At 66.3% G+C, this 18,985-nt stretch carries 23 protein-coding genes; 16 read left to right on the plus strand and 7 right to left on the minus strand.

Translation table 11 applies throughout. The features are described 5' to 3' along the window. The first annotated feature begins 91 nt into the window (after positions 1 to 91). The 4 genes from CHB74_RS03065 (at position 92) to CHB74_RS03080 (ending at position 2,514) form a co-directional block, all read left to right on the plus strand. On the plus strand, positions 92 to 811 hold the full coding sequence (locus tag CHB74_RS03065) for a Crp/Fnr family transcriptional regulator (RefSeq protein WP_144033699.1): 720 nt from the start codon (positions 92 to 94) through the stop codon (positions 809 to 811). Positions 812 to 894: 83 nt separating this feature from the next. Beyond that, the gene (locus tag CHB74_RS03070) at positions 895 to 1,482 is read left to right on the plus strand and encodes a TetR/AcrR family transcriptional regulator (RefSeq protein WP_089218145.1); all 588 of its coding nucleotides are present in this window, start codon (positions 895 to 897) and stop codon (positions 1,480 to 1,482) included. A gap of 26 nt (positions 1,483 to 1,508) precedes the next feature. Continuing rightward, positions 1,509 to 1,997, plus strand: coding sequence for a carboxymuconolactone decarboxylase family protein (locus CHB74_RS03075; RefSeq protein ID WP_089218146.1), 489 nt, complete (start codon positions 1,509 to 1,511; stop codon positions 1,995 to 1,997). Next, positions 1,987 to 2,514 (plus strand): carboxymuconolactone decarboxylase family protein, encoded by a 528-nt coding sequence (locus tag CHB74_RS03080; RefSeq protein WP_089218147.1) that lies wholly within the window; start codon positions 1,987 to 1,989, stop codon positions 2,512 to 2,514. The genes CHB74_RS03075 and CHB74_RS03080 overlap by 11 nt, the downstream gene beginning before the upstream one ends. 47 nt (positions 2,515 to 2,561) lie before the next feature. On the opposite strand, the gene CHB74_RS03085 is transcribed toward CHB74_RS03080, so the two are convergent. Beyond that, a complete protein-coding gene (locus tag CHB74_RS03085) occupies positions 2,562 to 2,966 on the minus strand; it encodes a UrcA family protein (protein ID WP_089218148.1) in 405 nt (134 codons plus the stop codon). 199 nt (positions 2,967 to 3,165) lie between these two features. On the opposite strand from CHB74_RS03085, the gene CHB74_RS03090 reads away from it, so the two are divergent. Further along, positions 3,166 to 4,602 carry an FAD-binding oxidoreductase gene (locus CHB74_RS03090; RefSeq protein WP_089218149.1) on the plus strand — a complete coding sequence of 479 codons (1,437 nt, stop codon included), beginning with the start codon at positions 3,166 to 3,168 and terminating at the stop codon, positions 4,600 to 4,602. 81 nt (positions 4,603 to 4,683) lie between these two features. Here CHB74_RS03090 and CHB74_RS03095 read toward each other — a convergent pair whose 3' ends face one another. Then, positions 4,684 to 5,064 (minus strand): YMGG-like glycine zipper-containing protein, encoded by a 381-nt coding sequence (locus CHB74_RS03095; RefSeq protein ID WP_089218297.1) that lies wholly within the window; start codon positions 5,062 to 5,064, stop codon positions 4,684 to 4,686. A 205-nt stretch (positions 5,065 to 5,269) separates the two neighbouring features. Between CHB74_RS03095 and CHB74_RS03100 the strand changes: the two genes are divergently transcribed. Further along, positions 5,270 to 6,226, plus strand: a complete 957-nt coding sequence (locus CHB74_RS03100) for an esterase-like activity of phytase family protein (RefSeq protein WP_089218298.1) — start codon at positions 5,270 to 5,272, stop codon at positions 6,224 to 6,226. A gap of 34 nt (positions 6,227 to 6,260) precedes the next feature. Here CHB74_RS03100 and rpmB read toward each other — a convergent pair whose 3' ends face one another. After that, positions 6,261 to 6,545, minus strand: a complete 285-nt coding sequence (gene rpmB, locus CHB74_RS03105; RefSeq protein ID WP_089218150.1) for a 50S ribosomal protein L28 — start codon at positions 6,543 to 6,545, stop codon at positions 6,261 to 6,263. A gap of 162 nt (positions 6,546 to 6,707) precedes the next feature. Between rpmB and CHB74_RS03110 the strand changes: the two genes are divergently transcribed. From CHB74_RS03110 to CHB74_RS03140, 7 genes are all read left to right on the plus strand, one after another. Then, positions 6,708 to 6,974, plus strand: coding sequence for a hypothetical protein (locus CHB74_RS03110; protein WP_089218151.1), 267 nt, complete (start codon positions 6,708 to 6,710; stop codon positions 6,972 to 6,974). A 2-nt stretch (positions 6,975 to 6,976) separates the two neighbouring features. Beyond that, positions 6,977 to 7,186 carry a YqaE/Pmp3 family membrane protein gene (locus CHB74_RS03115; RefSeq protein ID WP_245842575.1) on the plus strand — a complete coding sequence of 70 codons (210 nt, stop codon included), beginning with the start codon at positions 6,977 to 6,979 and terminating at the stop codon, positions 7,184 to 7,186. Positions 7,187 to 7,271: 85 nt separating this feature from the next. Continuing rightward, the gene (locus CHB74_RS03120) at positions 7,272 to 7,724 is read left to right on the plus strand and encodes a nucleoside deaminase (RefSeq protein WP_089218152.1); all 453 of its coding nucleotides are present in this window, start codon (positions 7,272 to 7,274) and stop codon (positions 7,722 to 7,724) included. Positions 7,725 to 7,935: 211 nt separating this feature from the next. Then, complete coding sequence (ftsE, locus tag CHB74_RS03125; RefSeq protein WP_089218153.1) at positions 7,936 to 8,643, plus strand: cell division ATP-binding protein FtsE; 708 nt, start codon at positions 7,936 to 7,938, stop codon at positions 8,641 to 8,643. Further along, positions 8,640 to 9,521 carry a cell division protein FtsX gene (locus tag CHB74_RS03130; RefSeq protein WP_089218154.1) on the plus strand — a complete coding sequence of 294 codons (882 nt, stop codon included), beginning with the start codon at positions 8,640 to 8,642 and terminating at the stop codon, positions 9,519 to 9,521. The genes ftsE and CHB74_RS03130 overlap by 4 nt, the downstream gene beginning before the upstream one ends. A gap of 13 nt (positions 9,522 to 9,534) precedes the next feature. Further along, positions 9,535 to 10,065, plus strand: coding sequence for a YdcF family protein (locus CHB74_RS03135; RefSeq protein WP_089218155.1), 531 nt, complete (start codon positions 9,535 to 9,537; stop codon positions 10,063 to 10,065). A gap of 5 nt (positions 10,066 to 10,070) precedes the next feature. Beyond that, positions 10,071 to 10,781 (plus strand): lysophospholipid acyltransferase family protein, encoded by a 711-nt coding sequence (locus tag CHB74_RS03140; RefSeq protein WP_089218300.1) that lies wholly within the window; start codon positions 10,071 to 10,073, stop codon positions 10,779 to 10,781. Here the strand turns inward: CHB74_RS03140 and CHB74_RS03145 are convergent. The 4 genes from CHB74_RS03145 to CHB74_RS21885 form a co-directional block, all read right to left on the minus strand. After that, positions 10,756 to 12,702, minus strand: coding sequence for an alpha/beta hydrolase family protein (locus tag CHB74_RS03145; protein WP_089218156.1), 1,947 nt, complete (start codon positions 12,700 to 12,702; stop codon positions 10,756 to 10,758). The two genes, CHB74_RS03140 and CHB74_RS03145, sit on opposite strands and share 26 nt — an antisense overlap. 120 nt (positions 12,703 to 12,822) lie before the next feature. Beyond that, a complete protein-coding gene (locus CHB74_RS03150) occupies positions 12,823 to 13,488 on the minus strand; it encodes a PEPxxWA-CTERM sorting domain-containing protein (protein ID WP_089218157.1) in 666 nt (221 codons plus the stop codon). A gap of 250 nt (positions 13,489 to 13,738) precedes the next feature. Then, positions 13,739 to 15,874, minus strand: coding sequence for a sodium-translocating pyrophosphatase (locus CHB74_RS03155; RefSeq protein WP_089218158.1), 2,136 nt, complete (start codon positions 15,872 to 15,874; stop codon positions 13,739 to 13,741). A gap of 128 nt (positions 15,875 to 16,002) precedes the next feature. After that, positions 16,003 to 16,152, minus strand: a complete 150-nt coding sequence (locus CHB74_RS21885) for a hypothetical protein (RefSeq protein WP_179220697.1) — start codon at positions 16,150 to 16,152, stop codon at positions 16,003 to 16,005. A gap of 135 nt (positions 16,153 to 16,287) precedes the next feature. Between CHB74_RS21885 and CHB74_RS03160 the strand changes: the two genes are divergently transcribed. From CHB74_RS03160 to CHB74_RS03170, 3 genes are all read left to right on the plus strand, one after another. After that, entirely contained in the window at positions 16,288 to 16,908 is a 621-nt protein-coding gene (locus tag CHB74_RS03160; RefSeq protein WP_089218301.1) for a glutathione S-transferase family protein, read from the plus strand. A gap of 98 nt (positions 16,909 to 17,006) precedes the next feature. Further along, positions 17,007 to 17,879: a UDP-2,3-diacylglucosamine diphosphatase gene (locus CHB74_RS03165; protein ID WP_089218159.1), complete on the plus strand. Its 873-nt coding sequence runs from the start codon at positions 17,007 to 17,009 to the stop codon at positions 17,877 to 17,879. After that, positions 17,876 to 18,898, plus strand: coding sequence for a glycosyltransferase family 4 protein (locus CHB74_RS03170; RefSeq protein WP_089218160.1), 1,023 nt, complete (start codon positions 17,876 to 17,878; stop codon positions 18,896 to 18,898). Before CHB74_RS03165 ends, CHB74_RS03170 begins: the two co-directional genes overlap by 4 nt. Positions 18,899 to 18,985 lie beyond the last annotated feature (87 nt).

An 18,985-nucleotide genomic window follows, 5' to 3' on the forward strand; every position in this document is an offset into this window, starting at 1 on the left:
AAGACCGGGACTTGGCCAATATCATCATCATTTGAACCCGGCGCTCCGCTCAATTACGATCCACCCTCATCACGAATCGTGGGAGGCTGTCGTGGCGGATGCGCGCGGTCGATTGCCGGAGGCGATGGCGGCGCTGCCGGGCGACCTTGCCGGCCGCCTGTGGCGCGATGCCGCGACGGTCCGGGCGAAGGCCGGGCAGACCGTGCTGGAAATCGGTGCGCCGTCCACGCAGGTCTATATCGTGCTCGAAGGCAAGGTGCAGGTCGCGCTCTATTCGCTGGGCGGGCATGAGGTGATCCTGCGCGATCTCGCTGCCGGCGCGCTGTTCGGCGAACTGGCGGCGATCGACGAACGGCCGCGTTCCGCGACGATCACGGCACTCAGCGATTGCCAACTGGCGAGCCTGCCGGCCTCCGCCTTCCGCGCCGCCGTCGCCGAAAGCAGTGACGGCGCCTTGTGGCTCGCCGCGCGGCTGGCCATGCAGATCCGCAGCCTGACGGAAAAGGTGTTCGAGCTGAACGCGCTGCGCGTGCGCGAACGCCTGCATTGCGAGCTGTTGCGGCTGTGCGAGGGGCTGGATGGCCAGGACGCGACGATCGAGCCGTGCCCGACCCATGCCGAACTCGCCGCGCGGATCGGCACCCATCGCGAGGCGGTGACGCGCGAGATGGGCTTTCTCGCCCAGCGCGGCATCGCCGTCCAGCGCGCGCGCCAGTTGACGATCACCGATCTGCCCGCGCTGCGGCAATTGGTCCGCGATGCGGTGGGCGGCATCAGCATTTTCGAGGATGCGGATCGCGATCGCCGCTGACGGCGCCCATACCCGTTGACCGGCGGTGCGCGCTTATTTACAGAATGTATATTCTGTAATTCCGCGAGGCGCGCTCACCCACCATGCCACGGCCCGTCACTTATGATCGCGACGCGGTGATCGCGCAGGCTGCGCGATCATTTTGGGAAAGCGGCTTCGCGGCTTGTGATGTCGAGGCGCTGACCCGAAGCGCGGGTGTCAACCGCCACAGCCTCTACAAGGCGTTCGGCGGCAAGATCGGGCTGTTCCATGCGGCGCTCGGCCATTATCTCGCCTCGGTCGCCGCGCCCTATCTGGCCATTCTGGAAGCGGGCGAGGGGGTCGACGATGTGGCCGCCTATTTCGAGCGCGCGACCGGCGCGACCCATGGCGATGGCGAAGGCTATGACCGGCGCGGCTGCCTGATCGTCAACACCATCACCGAAATGGGCCGTTCGGACCCGGACGTGGCGGCCATCGTCGATGGCTATCATGAACGGATCGAACGCGCCTTTGCCGGGCTGATCGCGCGGGGGCAGGCAGGCGGCACGATCCGCGCCGATCTCGATCCGGTGGCAACGGCGCGCTGGCTGTTCGTCACCAGCCAGGGCCTCAGCGTCGCGGCGCGGATGGGCCGCGCGGCGCCCGATCTGCCAGCCATGGTTCGCGCGGCGCTTGCGCCGATCGCCTGAATGTCCACGATTTAAGGGAGAGGCCGATGACGGAAGACTATAGCAGCGTCAGTCTGGACGACGCGTTGGCCAAGGCAGGGCCGGCCGCCGCCAGCTTCGCTCGGCTGTGGGAACGCCTGTGGAGGCAGGATCATATCCCCCCCGAATTGCTGGAGCTTTGCCGCCTGACCCTGGCACGGCTGCATGACGATGCGGTGGAACTGGCCGCCGCCAGCCCGGCCGGCGTGACCGTCGCACGGGCGCGGCGCGATGCGGTGATCGCGGGCGCGGCATTCGATGCGGACGGTTTTTCCGAAGGCGATCGCGCGGTGCTGTTGTTCGCCGAATATTATTGGACCGACCCGCAATCGATCACCGATGCCGTGGCCGACGATGTGAAGGCCCATTTTGGCGAGCCTGGCCTTGTCTTTCTGATCGAGGCGCTCGGCTGTCTCGACGGCCGCATCCGCGCGGCCCGCTGCCTGCGCGCCATGTCCGCCCATCTTCCCGCCAAGGAGCCCGCTTATGTCGGCTAAACCCCGCGCCACCGGCCCCGCGACGCAGACGGGCAATGTCATCCGCGACAGCGCGATGGGGCTGGTGCCCGAAACGGTGGACGAGATCATCGCGCTCAACGGCCATGTCTGGCGCGACAGCCTTGTGCCGCCTACGCTGCTCGAGATCATTCGCCTGCGCAATGCGCGCACCGTGAACTGCGTGTTCTGCAAATCGGTGCGCTACGATGTCGCGCGCGCCGACGGGTTGACCGAGGATCGGGCGGAACTGGTGGCCGATGGCTATCAGGCCAGCGCGCTCGCCCCGCGCGAGAAGGCCGCGCTCGCGCTGGCCGATGCCTATCTGGGCTTTCCCGCCGGGATGGACGCGGATGCCGCCCGTCAGGTCGCGGCGGAATTTTCGGACGCGGAAGTGGCGTCGATGCTGGTGGCCTTGATGTGCTTCAACTTCACGTCGCGGACGGCCGTCAGCATCGGCGGCATGCCCGAGGATCCGTTGCCGATCATGGAAGTCTCGGTCGCCATCGCGACCAGCTGAACCGGCGCAGACGGGGGAGGCGCCACGGCCTTCCCCCGCACGCTGGCTCAACGCCTGTCGGCGGAACGAATGCCGAAGCTGATCGCCATCGTCTGCATGGCGAGATCGCTGGTCCGGGCGCGGGCGATGGCGGCCGCCATTTGCGGGCGGGCGCCGGCATAGGCGTCGTGCACGCAGGCACGGCGGGCGGGATCGAAGCTCGATACCGCATCATCCGCATCGCAGGCGACCCGCCCGGCCTTGCGGACGCGCGCGGCGAGCGCCTTTTGCCCATCGGCCGAGGCAAGATCGAGATCGCGGTATGAAATGCGGACATTGCGGGTGCCATCCGGCGCGGCCATGATGGTCGTGACGGGCGGCTCGGCAAGGGCCGGGGCCATGGACGCGGCACCGACGGCGGCAATCGAAATGCAGGCCATCGAAGCCGGGATCAGGAAGGGATGTCTGGTCATCACCCTGCTCCACTGTTCGTTGGGGATGGTGCGACGGGCGCGCCCGCTGGCGCTTCCACCGTCGTCCGGTCTCTTCTGAGATCGGTAGGGGGACTATGGCGCAAAGCCGGTTTCGATGCGGTGACAATGGTCACGCTTTCGACGTGAAATTTGCCACAAGGCCGCGCACGCGCCGGATCGCGGGTGTATAAGGCGGGCCATGAACGCTTCCGCCGAATCCTCCGCCCGATCCGCCGTCACCCAGCCCGCCAGCCCCGAGTCCGAGCTGTCGGCCGCGACCGCCGCCGAACTGGCGGCGCTGCTGGGCGATCGCTTCACGCAAAGCCCGGCGGTGCGCGCGCAGCATGGCAAGAACGAAACCTACCACGCTGCCCGCAGCCCCGATGCCGTGGCCTTCCCGCAATCGACCGAGGAAGTGGCGGGGGCCGTGCGGATCTGCGCGCGCCATGGCGTGCCGGTGATCGCTTATGGCGCTGGCACATCGCTCGAAGGCAATATCACGCCGGTGCGCGGCGGGCTGACCATCGATCTTACGGGCATGAACCGCATCGTCGCGGTCAACGAGGCCGATCTCGATGGCACGGTGGAGGCTGGCGTCACGCGCGAGGATCTCAACCTGCACCTGCGTGACAAGGGCCTGTTCTTCCCGATCGATCCCGGCGCGAACGCCACGATCGGCGGCATGGCATCCACCCGCGCGTCGGGCACCAATGCGGTGCGCTACGGCACGATGCGGGAAAATGTGCTGGCGCTGAAGGTGGTCACGGCCGACGGCCGCATCATCACGACCGCGCGGCGCGCGCGCAAATCGGCGGCCGGCTATGATCTCACCCGCTTGTTCGTGGGCGCTGAAGGCACGCTGGGCATCATCACCGAAGTGACGTTGCGCCTCTACGGCATTCCCGAAACGATCTCGGCGGCGGTCTGCGCGTTCGACAGCCTTGGCGGTGCTGTCGATACCGTGGTGCAGGCGATCCAGCTTGGCGTGCCAATCGCGCGCGTCGAACTGCTCGATGAGGTCCAGATCGACGCGGTCAACCGCTGGGCGAAGACCGATCTGGCCTGCAAGCCGACCCTGTTCTTCGAATTTCATGGGTCCGAAGGCCATGTCGCCGAACAGGTGGACATCATCCGCGCGATCAGCGCCGATCATGGTGGCGGCGATCTGGACTGGGCGACGTCGACCGAGGAGCGCAACCGGCTGTGGAAGGCGCGTCACCAGGCCTATTATGCCGCGCTGGCGCTGCGCCCCGGCGCGACCGGCTGGTCGACCGATGTGTGCGTGCCGATCAGCCGGCTGGCCGACTGCATTCTCGAAACCCGTGCCGATCTGGCGCAGAGCGCGATCCCGACGCCGATCCTCGGCCATGTCGGGGACGGCAATTTCCATGTGATCTTCGTGGTCGATCCCGAGCGGCCGGAGGAGTTTGCCGAGGCCAAGCGGCTCAACGCCCGCATGGTGGATCGCGCGCTGGCGATGGGCGGCACCTGCACCGGCGAACATGGCATCGGGCTGGGCAAGATCGATGCGCTGGAAGCCGAACTGGGCGAGACGGTGGATCTGATGCGCGCGGTGAAGGCCGCGCTCGACCCGCAGAACATCATGAATCCGGGCAAGATTTTTCGCCAGCCCTGAAAAACTGGGGCCGGAGCCTCCCGTGGGAAGCCCCGGCCCGGCCCTCGCTACGCGACCCGAGGGTAAGCAGAAAAAATGATCTCAGCAGTCGCGGTCGATCGCCCGGCCGGCGAGCGCGCCCACGCCCGCGCCGATGATGGCGCCGGTGGTGCCGTCGCGGCGATAATCCGCGCTCTTGCCAACTTCGTTGCCGAGCAGGCCGCCGGCGATCGCGCCGATGATCGTGCCGCCGGTGCCGCTGTCGCGGCAGCGGCCGGAATAATAGCCGCGGCCGCCATTGTAACGGCGATCGCCATAATAACGCCGGCCATTATCGTAGCGACGGTCGCCATAATAACGCTGGCCACCGCGATAATAACGATCGCCGCGATCATAGCCGCGATCCCCGCGATAATGTCCGTGCTTGTAGCCCTGGCTATAGCCACGGTCATAATGCTTGGCCTCGGCCGCGACGGGCACCATGGTGGCGGCGGTCAGTGCGGCGATGGCCGAAAAGGCGATTGTCTTGAACACGACCCTTACTCCTTGTCTTCCGATCGGCGCCGGAACGGGCGCCCTTCGTCGACACACAGGCCTTATCGCGCGATTCGGGTGAGTTGGTGCTGAACGGCCCCGTTAGGCTGCGTTCAGCTTGGCGGCGCCGCGCCGGTCGATTAAACCGCTGATCATGCGAACGATATTGGCGCTGATGGGAATGCTGCTGGCGGGCGGTTCGAATCTACCGGCCAGCGGCGGGCCGCATGGCGCGGCGATTCAGGCGCGGCCCGTGATGCTTGATCCGCGCGATCCGGCGCGGATGCGCGTGGGCGCTCTCACCTATGCCGGCGGCTGGGTGTTGACGAGCGGCGACCGGCGCTTCGGCGGAATATCCTCGCTCACGGTCGATGGCGAAGGCCTGCTCGCGATCGGCGATCAGGGCGGCATGTTCCGTATCGAACCACGGGGGGATCGGCCGCCTGCGGGGCGGGTGATCGGGCCGCTGCCCGATGGCCCTGCCATCCCCTTCGGGCGCAGAGGGCGTGACAGCGAATCCGCACTGCGCGGCCCCGATGGTGCGCTGTGGGTCGGGTTCGAAGGCGCCAATGCGATCTGGCGCTACGATGCCGGGGTGACGCGCGCGACCGGCCATGTCGCGCCGCCGGACATGGCGGGCTGGCCGCGTAATGGCGGTGCGGAGGCGATGGTGCGCCTGCCCGATGGGCGTGCGCTGGTCTTTGCCGAGGAGGCGGAAGGGGCGGCCGCCGGCACGCGACAGGCGCTTATTTTCCCCGGCGATCCGGTGGATGGCGCACGGCCGGCGCGTTTCGACTATCGCCCGCCGGACGGCTATGTGGTGACGGATATGGCGCTGCTGCCCGATGGCCGACTGATCGCGCTCCATCGGCGATTCACGCCGCTCAATGGCGTGTCGGCGATCCTGTCGATCGTCGATTCGGCTGCGATTCAAACGGGTGCCGAAGTAAAGGGGCGCGAAATCGCGCGACTGGTGCCACCGCTGACGGTGGACAATATGGAGGCGCTGGCGGTGACGCAGGAACGCGGCCGGACGATCCTGTGGATCGCATCCGACAACAATTTCAGCAGCGTCCAAAGGACGCTGCTGTTGCGTTTCCGTCTCGATTGAGAAGGTCGCGGGCGGCGTGCCGCCCGCGCGGAAATCAGGCCGCGGCCTTCTTCGCGATCTGGCGCTTCAGGCGACGAGCGCGCAGCGACAGCTTCTCGTCGTTGGTCTTGAGCAGCCAGTTGTCGAGGCCGCCGACATGCTCGACCGAGCGCAGGCCATGCGTCGAGACGCGGAGCTTGACGCTCTCGCCCAGCGCATCCGAGATCAGCGTGACATTCTGCAGGTTCGGCAGGAAAGTCCGCTTGGTCTTGTTGTTCGCGTGGGAAACATTGTGTCCCACCTGCCGGCCCTTGCCGGTCAGTTCGCAGATGCGCGCCATGATGCTTCGTCCTAGGTGTTCGGTTGCCCGGAAAGTGCGGCCGGATAACCACCCTTGGGAGATTCGTCAACCGCCATCCGCCAGTCGTCGCGCTGCGCGATGCAACCCGTTGGCCACGGCTTCGTTATTTCCCCGGTCCTGAACGGGCAAGGAGAATGAATTATGCGGAGCGGCCTCATCGTTGCCGTGGTTGCGATTCTGGCGGTGATTGCCGCCTTCGCCTTCGGGTTGGTGGACATCAACCAGACGCGTGAGACGAAGCTGCCCGAAGTGGCGGTCGAAGGCGGGCAGGCGCCGGCCTTCGACGTGAAGACCGCCGATGTGCATGTCGGCACCAAGAGCACCAGTATCGAAGTGCCCAAGGTCGAAGTCGGCACGACCAAGGAAAAGGTCGAACTGCCGACGGTCGACGTGAAGAAGGCGGATTGATCGTGCGGGAGGAGGATGGCGCGAACGGGCCGGCACTGCCGGTGCTGGCGCTGATCGCGGCTCTCTTCCTCCCGCCGCTGGGGGTGTTCCTCGATCGGGGGATCACCCCCACTTTCTGGATCAGCGTCGCGCTGACGCTGCTGTTCTTCCTGCCGGGGCTGCTGTTCAGCCTCGGCGCGATTCTCGTTCCGCGTTTCGCCAGGCGCGATTAAGGCGCGGGACGATTAAGGCGACGGACGATTGAGGCGCCGGACAGAGGGACTCGCGCGGTTGCCGTGCGGCCGCTACAGCCCGGCAATGGCTTTCCCCCTTCCCGAACCGATGCGCCTGGCGCTCGATCTGGCGCAGCAGGCGGCGGATGCGGGCGAGGTGCCGGTCGGCGCCGTCATCATGCGCGATGGCCAATTGATCGCCACATCGGCCAACGCCATGCGCGGCGGGGTCGATCCCACCGCCCATGCCGAGATGCTGGCGATCCGCCGCGCGGCCGAGGCGATCGGCAATGAGCGGCTGGGCGATTGCGATCTGTGGGTGACGCTGGAGCCCTGCGCCATGTGCGCGGGCGCCATCTCCCTCGCCCGCATCCGCCGGCTTTATTATGCGGCGGCCGATCCCAAGGGCGGGGCGGTGGCCCATGGCCCGCTATTCTTCGGCCAGCCCACCTGCCACCATCGTCCCGAAGTCTATGCGGGCATAGGCGAAAGCGAAGCGGCCACAATGCTCCGCGCCTTCTTCGCGGGACGCCGATAAGCCCGCCCGGCCTGAATCCTGTGTAAGTTCGGGTGGTGAGCCCCGGTTGGGTGTCGCGAAGCGTTCAGCAGGCAGGGCGACCGCTTCAGCTTCACGCCGGGATTTCCGCAAGTGCAGGATTTCTCGTGGCTGCCTTTGCCTTCGCGGCCGGGCCGTGCCATGGACGGCGGCGGGGCAAATTCCCGAATGGAAAGGGCAAGCGGGGCGCGGCATGGGCGGCATCGTCCAGTTCGATAATGTCGGTCTGCGCTATGGCACCGGCGCGGAAACGCTGTCTGACATCAGCTTCACTCTGGCGCCCGGCACCTTCCACATCCTCACCGGCCCGTCGGGTGCGGGCAAGACGTCGCTGCTCAAGCTGCTTTATCTTGCCCAGCGGCCGAGCCGCGGCCTGATCCGCCTGTTTGGCGAGGATATCGTCACCATGCCGCGCGCGCGGCTGCCCGGTTTCCGCCGGCGTATCGGCGTGGTGTTCCAGGATTTCCGGCTGGTTCCCTATCTTTCCGCTTATGACAATGTGGCGCTGCCATTGCGCGTTGCCGGCGTGTCGGAAAAGGAACTGGACGGCCCCGTGCGCGAGATGTTGGCCTGGGTGGGCCTTGCCAACCGTGCGACGGCGCGCCCGGCCACGCTTTCGGGCGGGGAGCAGCAGCGCGTCGCCATCGCGCGCGCCGTGATCGGACGGCCCGAATTGCTGGTGGCCGACGAACCCACGGGCAACGTCGATCCCGAAATGGCCGGGCGGCTGATCCACCTGTTCGATGCGCTCAACAAGCTGGGCACCACGATCGTCGTCGCCACCCACGATATCCACCTGATCGGCCGGGTCGCCCATGCCCAGATGATGCGGCTTGATCGCGGGCGGATCGCCGATCCCACCGGCGCGCTGCGCCACCCGCCGTCGCGGCCGGCCGCATGAAGCTGTTCGTGCCCTTTGCCGAAAGCCGGCTGATGCCCGACACGCGGCTTGCCGGGCCGATGCCGTGGGTGATCGCGATCATGATGTTCCTGATGGTGCTCGCTGCCGCCAGCGGCCTCGCGCTTGCCCAGGCGGCGCGGGCGATGGGCGGCGATCTTGCGCACCGCGCGACGATCCAGGTGGTCGAGGCGAACGCCGATATTCGCGAAGCGCAGGCGCGTGCGGCGCTGGCGATGCTCGCCCGCCATCCCGCCGTCGCCGATGCGAAGCGGGTCACCGATGCCGAGATCGCGGCGCTGCTTGAACCCTGGCTGGGCGGGGAGGCGATGGGCGGCGATCTGCCGGTGCCCGCGCTGATCGATGTGACGCTGCGGCCCGGCAATGACGCGGACCGCCTCGCCCCCGCGCTGGCGAAAGCCGCGCCCGCCGCGCGGATCGACGATCATGCCCAGGCGCTCGCCCCGCTCACCGGCCTGCTCGCCGCGTTGAAATGGCTGGCGGCCGCGCTGGTCGTGCTGATGGCAGCGGCCACCACGGCGGTCGTCGTGCTCACCGCGCGCGGCGCGCTCACCAGCCACCGCGCCACCATCGATGTCATGCACCTGCTGGGCGCGACCGACCTGCAGATTGCCCGCCTGTTCCAGCGCCGCATCGCGATCGACGCCTTTGCCGGCGGCCTGCTCGGCCTGGCCGGGGCGATCGCGGTCGTCGTCCTGCTCGGCGTCCGCCTCGCTGCCTTGGGGTCGGAACTGGTGGGTTCGCTCACTCTGGCCTGGTGGGGATGGGCGCTGCTTGCCGCCTTGCCGGTTGCGGGTATGCTGCTGGCCATGTTCGCTGCACGCTGGACGGTGATCGCCGCGCTCCGGCGGATCCTGTGACGGGACGGTCGCCATGATCTCCCGCTTCATTGCCGCCCTGATGCTGGCGTGGATGCTCGGCTTCGCCTGGTTCGCGATGGCGCTGCCCGGCCCGGCGGACGATCGCGTGACCGATGCGATCGTGGTGCTGACGGGCGGGCCGGGGCGGGTGCAGCGCGGTCTTGCGCTGCTGGAACAGGGCAAGGCCAAGCGGCTGCTGGTGTCCGGTGCTGATCGCCGCGTCCGCCCGCGCGAGCTGGCGGCGGCCCATGGCGCGCCCGAAAAGCTGATCGATTGTTGCGTCGATCTGGGCAGCGATGCCGTTGACACGCGATCGAATGCCGATGAAACGGCCGAATGGGTGGCGCGGCATCATTATCGCTCGATCCGGCTCGTCACCACCGACTGGCATATGCTGCGCGCGCGTTTCGAACTGTCGCGCGCGCTGGGCGACGAGGTGACGATCCTCGCCGATGCGGTGCCGAGCGAGCCGAGCCTGCGCGCTTTGTTCGAGGAATATCATAAATATCTGCTGCGCCGGCTGACGGCACCGTTGGGGATTTGATGTTGATGGCGTTGCTGCGCTCGGTCGTGTTCGCGATTATTTTCTACCTGGGCACGATCGTCGCGGTGCTCAGTGCCTTTCCGGTCGCGCTCGCCGGCCCGCATGCGTTGCGCGCCCATGCCGTGAACTGGGCGCGCTTCCATGGCTGGTGCTGCCGGGTGCTGCTGGGCATCCACACCCGCGTGGAAGGCGTGATCCCGCAAGGCACGGTGATCGTCGCCTCCAAGCACCAGTCGATGTATGAAACGATTGAACTGCTTCGCCTGCTCGATCAGCCGGCCGTGGTGCTGAAGCAGGAACTGGCCGACATTCCGGGCTGGGGCAAGGTTGCCCGCAATTATGGCGTGATCCCGGTCGATCGGGAAGGATCGGCCAGTGCGCTGCGGACGATGCTGAGGGCCGCCCGTGCGGCGATCGCAGAAGGGCGCGGTGTCCTGATCTTTCCGGAAGGCACACGCGTCACGCCGGGGGAGCAGCCGCCGCTCCGCGCGGGGTTTGCCGGGCTCTACAAGGCGCTGAACCTTCCGGTCGTGGCTGTCGCGCTCGATAGCGGCCGGCTGTGCCCGCGCGGCCGCTTCGTCAAACGGGCCGGCACGATCATCTTCCGTTTTTCCGATACCCTGCCGCCACGCCTTCCGCGCGAAGAGATCGAGGCGGCCGTGCACCAGCGGATCAATGTGCTGGACAGCCTCAACCCGGCGGATTGTGCTGGTTGAGGAACGCTTCCAGTTCCTTCAGGAATTGCAGCCGGTCCTCCTCGCGCGAGAAATGATGGTCGCCCAGCGGCTGTTCCACATAGCGCGCCGGCTTGCCTGCCTTGGCCAGTTTCTCCGCAAATTCGCGTGATTGGCGCACCGGGACACGCTGGTCCTCCTTGCCGTGCATTATCAGCATGGGCATCGCGATGTCGGCGGGGAAGTTGATCGGCGATACGTTGCGCAGATCAGGGGCCTGTTCGCGCAGCCAGTCGGATCCGGCGCCGCTGTTGAGGAAGCGGCGGTTGTAGCGCAGCATTTCGGTCAGGTCCGACACGCCCGCATAGGAAACGGCGCAACGGTAAAGCGCGCCATCGCGCTGGGCCGCGCGCATGGCCGCATAGCCGCCATAAGAGGCGCCGACGATGCACGCGCGCTTGGCGTCGACCATGCCTTGCTTCGCCGCCCAGGCCAGCGCGTCGTTCAGGTCGTCCTGCATGGCGAGGCCCCATTGGCCTTCGCCGCGCGCCGCGAAGGCGTTGCCATAGCCCGCGGATCCGCGGAAATTGGGTTGCAGCACGGCATAGCCGCGATCGGCCAGGAACTGCGCCCACCAATCCCAGCTTTCGCTGTCGCGCGCGAACGGGCCGCCATGCGGCATCATGATCACGGGCAAATTCGTCGCCGGGCGGTTGCGGGGCAGGGTGACGATCATCGGGATTTCCAGCCCGTCGCGCGCCTTGAAGCGTATGGTCTTCACCGGGTGCCCCTCGGCAAAGCCGAACGCTTCGTTGACGAAGGCGAAGCGCTGCATCCGTCCTATATCGCGATCGAACAGATAATATGCGCCGGGCCGGTTGGGTGCTGCGACATGGACGAGCAGCCGTCGCTGCTCCGCATCCATCGACACGATGTCCGCCACGCGGCCCGGAACGGATTTGTCGAGCGCGGCCTGAATCTCGGCGAGGCCGGCATCCAGCCAGTGCGTGCGCGGCTGATCTTCCAGCGTCCTCACGCCCAGCACGCTGTCGCCGGCGATATTGGGGACGATGCCGGCAAGGTCGTGGCCCGGCGTCTGGAAGATCGTGCGCCCGAGCTCCAGCGTGGCGAGATCGAGTTCGCGAAGCGTGGTGAAACCGCTGCTGTCGTCGAAGGCAACGGCCTTGCCGGGATCGGCGAGGAACAGCGCCGGCACCATCAAATTTTCGTCGCGAGCGCTCTTCGCGCGGTCGACGACGCGGAACAGATCCCCCTGCTTCGCGCGATAGAGCAGCCGGCTGTTGCGGCCTTCCTTGCTGTAACCGATGCCGATACGGACGACGCCCTGGCCATCGGCGTGCCAGTCGATCACGCCGGTTGCCGAACGGCCCGCGCTCTTCAGGCGACCTGTCGAAAGGTCGGCCTCCATCACCTGCGGCCAGAATTCCTCGCCCAGATAGATGGATCTCTGCATGGCGAACAGGATGCGCGCGCTGCCGTCCCTTGCGGTCCACAGCAGATCATCCGCCTTTTCGCCGACATCGCGATAAGCGAGTTGCTGCGCCTGCTTGCCATCGGCGCTGACGCCGACGATGCGGGTCGCATAGAAATCGGTGCCGGTAATGGACACCGTCTTGCCGATCCCCACGGCCAGCCAGTCATTGCCGACCCAGCGCCACCAATTGAACTCGGCACCGCCGGCGATCGGCAGCAACACCGGCTTGCCTTCGCTCGCAAGCACCGGGAACACGGCGAGCATCATCTGCCCGTCCATCGCGATGCGGGCGGCGATCCGCCGGCCATCGGGCGAGATCGACGGTTCGGAAAGAAATGGTACGCGGCCAAAGTCCTCGGCAGGACGCGGCGTGTTGTTGTTCTGAACAGATGTGGCCGGCGTGGTTTCCGCCGCCACCGCCGGCGTTGCCAGCGCAAGTGCCAGCGCAGTCATGGTCCGCAATATCATCGAGGCCCCCCTCTTTCCGATATTGCTAGCAGCGGCTTGGGGCGGATGGAAGATGTTGTCCGCGCATAAGAAAAGGGCCCCGGCCGGGTGGCCGAGGCCCTTTCTTGTCCTTGCCTTCGATCAGGCGATCGCGGCGGTCGGGCGGCGACGGCTGTTGCGCATCGCGCCACCGACGAGGCCGAAGCCGGCGATCATCATCGCCCAGCTCGCCGGTTCGGGAACCGGGCTGATGTCGAGCGACACATTGTCGAGGATCAGGCCGATATTGTCGCTGCCCGGGCCATCGGGATCGGCGCGGAAGATCAGCTTGAGGTTGCCGTCAAAGCCGAAATCGCCGGTCGCGGCATAGGTGCCGAAATCTTCGTCCGCGTTCAGGAAGTACGCATCGGAAAGGGCGAGGCCGTCGGGATCGACGAACTGGAAGCCATAGACGAAGCCGTCCGGCCCGGTGCGCTGGCTGCCCGAAAGATCGAAGGTGAGCGTGAAGGTGTCACCCGCCTTGAACGCGAACATCTCCTTGGTGATCATCGTGCCGGGATCGCCGGTCGAACCATCGAGATCGACGCAGGAGCCGCTGCCGCCCGCGCAGGCGATGCCATAGCTGTTGGGCTGGTTGAGCAGATCGACGGTGCCGTCGAACACGTCCCACTGGGCGAAACCCGTATAGTTGAGCACGGTGCTGCTGCCACCGGCTTCACCGTCGAAATTATCGCTGAACACGATCGCGGCGTTCGCCGGTGCGGCGAAGGCGGCCGTTGCCGCCAGGGCGAGCAAAAGCTTACGCATCAATATGGTACCCCTGTTTCAAGCCGCCCCAACCCAGACGGCGTCGACCTTGGGGTAGGCTTATGGTGAACGAAAGGTCAACAATTGGTGCGGGGGTGTCACGAAACGGAAATGTGGCATAACCATCGGTAAAACAACGATATTTGTTGATTTTCATCCCATAACGGGACGGGTGGGGCAGGTTTGCGGGCAAAAAAATGGCCCCGCCCAAATGGTTAACGGGCGGGGCCGATAGGCAATCGAAGCGGCGTCAGCCCGCGTGGGCGAGTGCCGCCAGCAGCAGCAGGGCCACGATGTTGGTGATCTTGATCATCGGGTTCACCGCCGGGCCGGCAGTGTCCTTATAGGGATCGCCAACGGTATCACCCGTCACCGCGGCCTTGTGGGCATCGCTGCCCTTGCCGCCATGATGGCCGTCCTCGATATATTTCTTGGCATTGTCCCACGCGCCGCCGCCCGACGTCATCGAAATGGCGACGAACAGGCCGGACACGATCACCCCCAGCAGCAGCGCGCCCAAGGCCGCGAAGCCGTTGGCCTGCCCGGCGACGGCGGTGATCGCATAATAAACGACGATCGGCGCCAGCACCGGCAGCAGCGACGGGACGATCATCTCCTTGATCGCCGCCTTGGTGACGAGATCGACCGTGCGGGCATAGTTCGGCCGGCTGGTGCCTGCCATGATCCCCGGATTGTCGCGGAACTGGGCGCGGACTTCCTCCACCACCGAACCCGCGGCGCGGCCGACGGCAGTCATGCCGAAGGCGCCGAAGATATAGGGGAGGAGGGCGCCGAGCAGCAGGCCGACGATCACATAAGGATTGCTCAGCGAGAAATTGACGCTGAGATCGGGGAAGAAGATGCCGAGATCGGTGGTGTAGGCACCGAACAGCACCAGCGCCGCAAGGCCCGCCGATCCGATGGCATAGCCCTTGGTCACGGCCTTGGTGGTGTTGCCCACCGCGTCGAGCGCGTCGGTCTTGACGCGAACGCTGTCGTCCAGCCCCGCCATTTCGGCGATGCCGCCGGCATTGTCCGTCACCGGGCCATAAGCGTCGAGCGCCACGACCATGCCGGCCAAGGCCAGCATCGCGGTCGCGCCAAAGGCCAGGCCGATGATGCCGGCCACCTGATAGGCGAAGATCACCGCAATGATGATCACGATCGTCGGCAGCGCCGTTGCCTCCAGGCTGATCGCCAGGCCCTGGATCACGTTGGTGCCGTGGCCCGTTTCAGAAGCCTTGGCGATCGATTTCACCGGGCGAAAGGTGGTGCCGGTATAATATTCGGTGATCCACACGATCACGCCGGTGACGACCAGACCCGCGATCATGCACCAGAACAGGTCCATGCCGTTGAAGCTGATCGGGTTGCCGGCAAAGTCGGTGATCGAGAAGGTTGCCCCCAGGCCGCCGAAGCCGGCGAGCGCCCAGTCGGTCACGAACCAGAAGGCCGGAACCGCCAGCAAGGCCGATGTCAGGAAGCCCTTGTAAAGCGCGCCCATGATCGACTGGCTGGAACCCAGGCGCACCATGTAGGTGCCGATGATCGAGGTGATGATGCACACGCCGCCGATCGCCAGCGGCAGCGCCATCAGTGCGCTGATTTCGGCCAGCGGCGCGGTGATGAGCAGCGCGATCGACACCATCGTCACGCCCAGCGTCACGACATAGGTTTCGAACAGATCGGCCGCCATGCCGGCGCAGTCGCCGACATTGTCGCCCACATTGTCCGCGATCACGGCCGGGTTGCGGGGGTCATCCTCGGGGATGCCGGCTTCCACCTTGCCGACGAGATCGGCACCGACGTCCGCCGCCTTGGTGAAGATACCGCCGCCCAGTCGCGCGAAGATCGAGATCAGCGACGCGCCGAAGGCCAGTGCCACCAGCGCATCGACCACGATGCGCTTTTCTTCGGGGATATCGAGCGACATGCCGCCCGGCCCCGTGAGATACCAGAAGAAGATCGCGATCGCGAGGAGGCCGAGCCCAGCCACGAGCATCCCGGTGACGGCGCCCGCCCGGAAGGCGAGCGTCAGGCCGCCCTGCAGGCTGCCGCGCGCGGCTTCCGCCGTGCGCACATTGGCCCGCACGGAGATGTTCATGCCGATATAGCCGGTCACGCCCGAAAGCACCGCGCCGATGACGAAGCCGATCGCGGAAATATGGCCGAGGAAATAGAGGACGAGCGCCGCGACGATGACGCCGACGATCGCGATCGTGCGATATTGGCGCCCCAGATAGGCCTGTGCGCCTTCCTGGATGGCGGACGCGATGTCCTGCATTTTCTCGTTGCCCGCCGATGCGGCGAGGACCTGTCGACTGGTAAGCAAACCGTACAAAATGGCGATCACGCCACAGGCTATTGCCAGATAGACGATAGGCATCCGATCTCCTTCCCCTGTTGGGGCGTGAGGTTCGGGCCGGCGTTCTTGTGCGTCTGTGCCGCCCCCTTCACGCTGGAGCGGGCAGAATAGGGGCCGAATCGGGTTTGGCAATCCCGGCCGGAGCGGGCCTAAATAGCTTTAGTCGAAAGTGTTTCCGTGGCGGGGGGCACGGGCGCTTTCAGATCGGCCAGCACGGCCGCGCACAGCATTCCGCACAGCAGCCCGGCCAGCGCGACGCCGGCACGGCGGATCAGATGGGCGGGCAGGGGGCGTTCCATGGCGGTTAGGCTGCGCCATAATGGTTGACGAAAGGTTGAAGCGGCATGGCCGGCGGCCCCATTGGCGGGCGCGGCGATGCTGGCGATCGGCGCCGTGGCGGTTTATGCGGCCGTCACCGCAATCGGAGCATCGCCATGGCCCCTATCATCCTGCACGAATATACGAATAGCGGAAATTGCTACAAGATCAGGCTGACCGCCGCCTTGCTGGGGATCGCGCTCGATCGGCGGGAATATGACATTCTGAAAGGCGAAACCCGCACGCCGGGTTTCCTTGCAAACGTCAACGCCAATGGCCGGATCCCGGTGCTGCAGATGGGCGATCAGATGCTGCCCGAAAGCAATGCCGCGTCCTTCTGGCTGGCCGATGGTTCGCCCCTGATCCCGGCGGATCGGTTCGATCGGGCCGATATGCTGCGCTGGATGTTCTTCGAACAATATAATCACGAACCCAATATCGCCACGCTGCGTTTCTGGCTGGCCTTCGTGGGCGAGGATGCGCTGACCGAGGCGCAGCGCGCGGCGATTCCAGGCAAGCGCGCAGGCGGTGATGCCGCGCTGGCGGTGATGGAAAAGCATCTGCGCGACGGGCAGGGCTATTTCGTCGGCGATCGCATCAGCCTCGCCGATATATGCCTCTACGCCTATACCCATGTCGCCGATGAAGGCGGCTTCGATCTCGGCGCCTATCCGGCCATTTCGCGCTGGATCGCCGCCATCAAGCGGGCACCGGGTTACATCGCCATCACCGATTGATGGCGGTGCGGGTGGGGTGGCCGCCCCCACCCGAGTTCGAACTGTAACAATCTTTCGCGATACGCTGCGGAGCGAGCCCCATGGACAAGGGACCGCTTATGGACGCGATTGCCCGCATTGCCGCGATTGCCGACCTGCCCGAATTGCGCGAGCCGCCATTCGCCCACCCTGAACGTGACGGGGAACGGCGCCGGTTCCGCACGATCTGGGTTTCCGACATCCATCTCGGCACGCGCGGCTGCAACGCCGATCTGCTGATCGATTTCCTCGACCATACCGACAGCGAGACGATGTACCTCGTCGGCGACATCATCGACGGCTGGCGGCTCCGGCGGAAATGGTATTGGCCGGCCAAGCATAACGATATCGTGTGGCGGGTGATGAAGCGCGCCAAGCGCGGCACGCGCGTCGTCTACATCCCCGGCAACCATGACGAGATGTTCCGCCAGTTCACCGGCATGACGTTCGGCGACATCGAAATCCGCCGCAAGGCCGTCCACACCACCGCCGACGGCCGCAAGCTGCTGGTGCTCCATGGCGACGAATTCGATGCGATCATGCTGGCGCATCGCTGGCTCGCCTTCCTGGGCGACGCGGCTTATGGCGCGCTTATGCGGGTCAACGTCGTCGTCAACGCGGTGCGGCGCCGGCTGGACCTGCCTTATTGGTCGCTGTCCAAGCACGCCAAGCACAAGGTGAAGAACGCGGTCGAGTTCATCTCCCGCTTCGAACAGGTGGTGGCCCACGAAGCCGCGATGCGCAATGTCGACGGGGTCGTCTGCGGCCATATCCACAATGCCGAAATGCGCGAGATCGGTGGCGTGCGTTACTACAACGATGGCGATTGGGTGGAAGGCTGCACCGCATTGGTCGAGCATTTCGACGGGCGGATGGAATTGCTGCACTGGGCCGATGAAATGGCCGCGCGGGCGCGGGCGGCGTTGGCCGATCGGCAGCGGATCGCGGCATGAAGATCGTCATCGTCACCGATGCCTGGGTGCCGCAGGTGAACGGCGTCGTGCGCACCTTGCAATCGATCGCCGCCGAACTGGGCGTCATGGGCCATGACGTCGCCTTCGTCGCGCCCGATCGCTTCCGTTCGATGCCATGCCCCACTTATCCCGAAATCCGGCTGGCGCTGGCCTTTGCCGATCGCGTGGGACGCATCATCGCCGATCACGCGCCCGATGCCGTGCATATCGCGACCGAAGGGCCACTGGGGTTGGCGGCGCGGCGCTGGTGCCTGCGGCAAAGCGTGGAATTCACCACCGCCTATCACACCCAGTTCCCGGATTATGTGGCGCGGCGCACCGGCGTGCCGGCGGCGTGGATCTGGCGCTATATCCGCTGGTTCCACGCACCGTCCTCGGCCGTGCTCGCCTCGACGCCGACGATCCGGCGGGTGCTGGAAGCGCATGGGCTGGCCAATGTCCGCCATTGGGGGCGCGGCGTCGATCTCGCGCTGTTCCGGCCCGATGCAATCGTGCCCCCCACCTTCGATCGCCTGCCGCGCCCGATCATGCTCTATGTCGGCCGCGTCGCGGTGGAAAAGAATATCGAGGCGTTTCTGGCGGTCGACCGGCCGGGCAGCAAGATCGTCGTCGGCGATGGCCCGTTGCTGGCGGAACTCAAGCGCAAGCATCCCGCCGTCGCCTTCCTTGGCGCCTTGTCGGGCGAGGCGCTGGCCGGCGTCTATGCCGGCGCCGACGTGTTCGTCTTTCCCAGCCGCACCGATACGTTCGGGCTGGTGATGATCGAGGCGCTGGCTTGCGGAACGCCGGTGGCCGCCTTTCCCGTCACCGGCCCGGTCGACGTGCTCGACCCGCGATCGGGCGCCATGGCCGAGGATCTGGGCGATGCCATCGCGGCGGCGCTCATGCTCGATCGGGCGGATGCCGCCGCTTATGGGTGCAGCTTCGGCTGGCGGGCCAGTGCGCAACAGTTTCTGGCGGCGCTGGTTCCCGCCCGCAGGGCCGCCGCCGCGGCCTGAATCCCATTCTGCTTGCCCTAAGCGGCCATGGGCATTACACCCGGCCGGAACGCATCGGCCGCTCCGCAAGGGGCGGCCCTATTTATT

The sequence above is a fragment of the Edaphosphingomonas laterariae genome, from assembly GCF_900188165.1.
In the GTDB taxonomy this organism is placed as follows: Bacteria; Pseudomonadota; Alphaproteobacteria; order Sphingomonadales; family Sphingomonadaceae; genus Sphingomonas_E; species Sphingomonas_E laterariae.

Coding starts and splice junctions, on each gene's coding strand:
- CHB74_RS03135 (WP_089218155.1), top strand. CDS start 9,535: ATGATCTCCCGCTTCATTGCCGCCCTGATGCTGGCGTGGATGCTCGGC.
- CHB74_RS03140 (WP_089218300.1), top strand. CDS start 10,071: ATGGCGTTGCTGCGCTCGGTCGTGTTCGCGATTATTTTCTACCTGGGC.
- CHB74_RS03160 (WP_089218301.1), top strand. CDS start 16,288: ATGGCCCCTATCATCCTGCACGAATATACGAATAGCGGAAATTGCTAC.
- CHB74_RS03155 (WP_089218158.1), bottom strand. CDS start 15,874: ATGCCTATCGTCTATCTGGCAATAGCCTGTGGCGTGATCGCCATTTTG.
- CHB74_RS03080 (WP_089218147.1), top strand. CDS start 1,987: ATGTCGGCTAAACCCCGCGCCACCGGCCCCGCGACGCAGACGGGCAAT.
- ftsE (WP_089218153.1), top strand. CDS start 7,936: ATGGGCGGCATCGTCCAGTTCGATAATGTCGGTCTGCGCTATGGCACC.
- rpmB (WP_089218150.1), bottom strand. CDS start 6,545: ATGGCGCGCATCTGCGAACTGACCGGCAAGGGCCGGCAGGTGGGACAC.
- CHB74_RS03165 (WP_089218159.1), top strand. CDS start 17,007: ATGGACGCGATTGCCCGCATTGCCGCGATTGCCGACCTGCCCGAATTG.
- CHB74_RS03085 (WP_089218148.1), bottom strand. CDS start 2,966: ATGACCAGACATCCCTTCCTGATCCCGGCTTCGATGGCCTGCATTTCG.
- CHB74_RS03145 (WP_089218156.1), bottom strand. CDS start 12,702: ATGATATTGCGGACCATGACTGCGCTGGCACTTGCGCTGGCAACGCCG.
- CHB74_RS03095 (WP_089218297.1), bottom strand. CDS start 5,064: ATGGTGCCCGTCGCGGCCGAGGCCAAGCATTATGACCGTGGCTATAGC.
- CHB74_RS03150 (WP_089218157.1), bottom strand. CDS start 13,488: ATGCGTAAGCTTTTGCTCGCCCTGGCGGCAACGGCCGCCTTCGCCGCA.
- CHB74_RS03070 (WP_089218145.1), top strand. CDS start 895: ATGCCACGGCCCGTCACTTATGATCGCGACGCGGTGATCGCGCAGGCT.
- CHB74_RS03130 (WP_089218154.1), top strand. CDS start 8,640: ATGAAGCTGTTCGTGCCCTTTGCCGAAAGCCGGCTGATGCCCGACACG.
- CHB74_RS03110 (WP_089218151.1), top strand. CDS start 6,708: ATGCGGAGCGGCCTCATCGTTGCCGTGGTTGCGATTCTGGCGGTGATT.
- CHB74_RS03170 (WP_089218160.1), top strand. CDS start 17,876: ATGAAGATCGTCATCGTCACCGATGCCTGGGTGCCGCAGGTGAACGGC.
- CHB74_RS03120 (WP_089218152.1), top strand. CDS start 7,272: ATGGCTTTCCCCCTTCCCGAACCGATGCGCCTGGCGCTCGATCTGGCG.
- CHB74_RS03075 (WP_089218146.1), top strand. CDS start 1,509: ATGACGGAAGACTATAGCAGCGTCAGTCTGGACGACGCGTTGGCCAAG.
- CHB74_RS03100 (WP_089218298.1), top strand. CDS start 5,270: ATGCGAACGATATTGGCGCTGATGGGAATGCTGCTGGCGGGCGGTTCG.
- CHB74_RS21885 (WP_179220697.1), bottom strand. CDS start 16,152: ATGGAACGCCCCCTGCCCGCCCATCTGATCCGCCGTGCCGGCGTCGCG.
- CHB74_RS03090 (WP_089218149.1), top strand. CDS start 3,166: ATGAACGCTTCCGCCGAATCCTCCGCCCGATCCGCCGTCACCCAGCCC.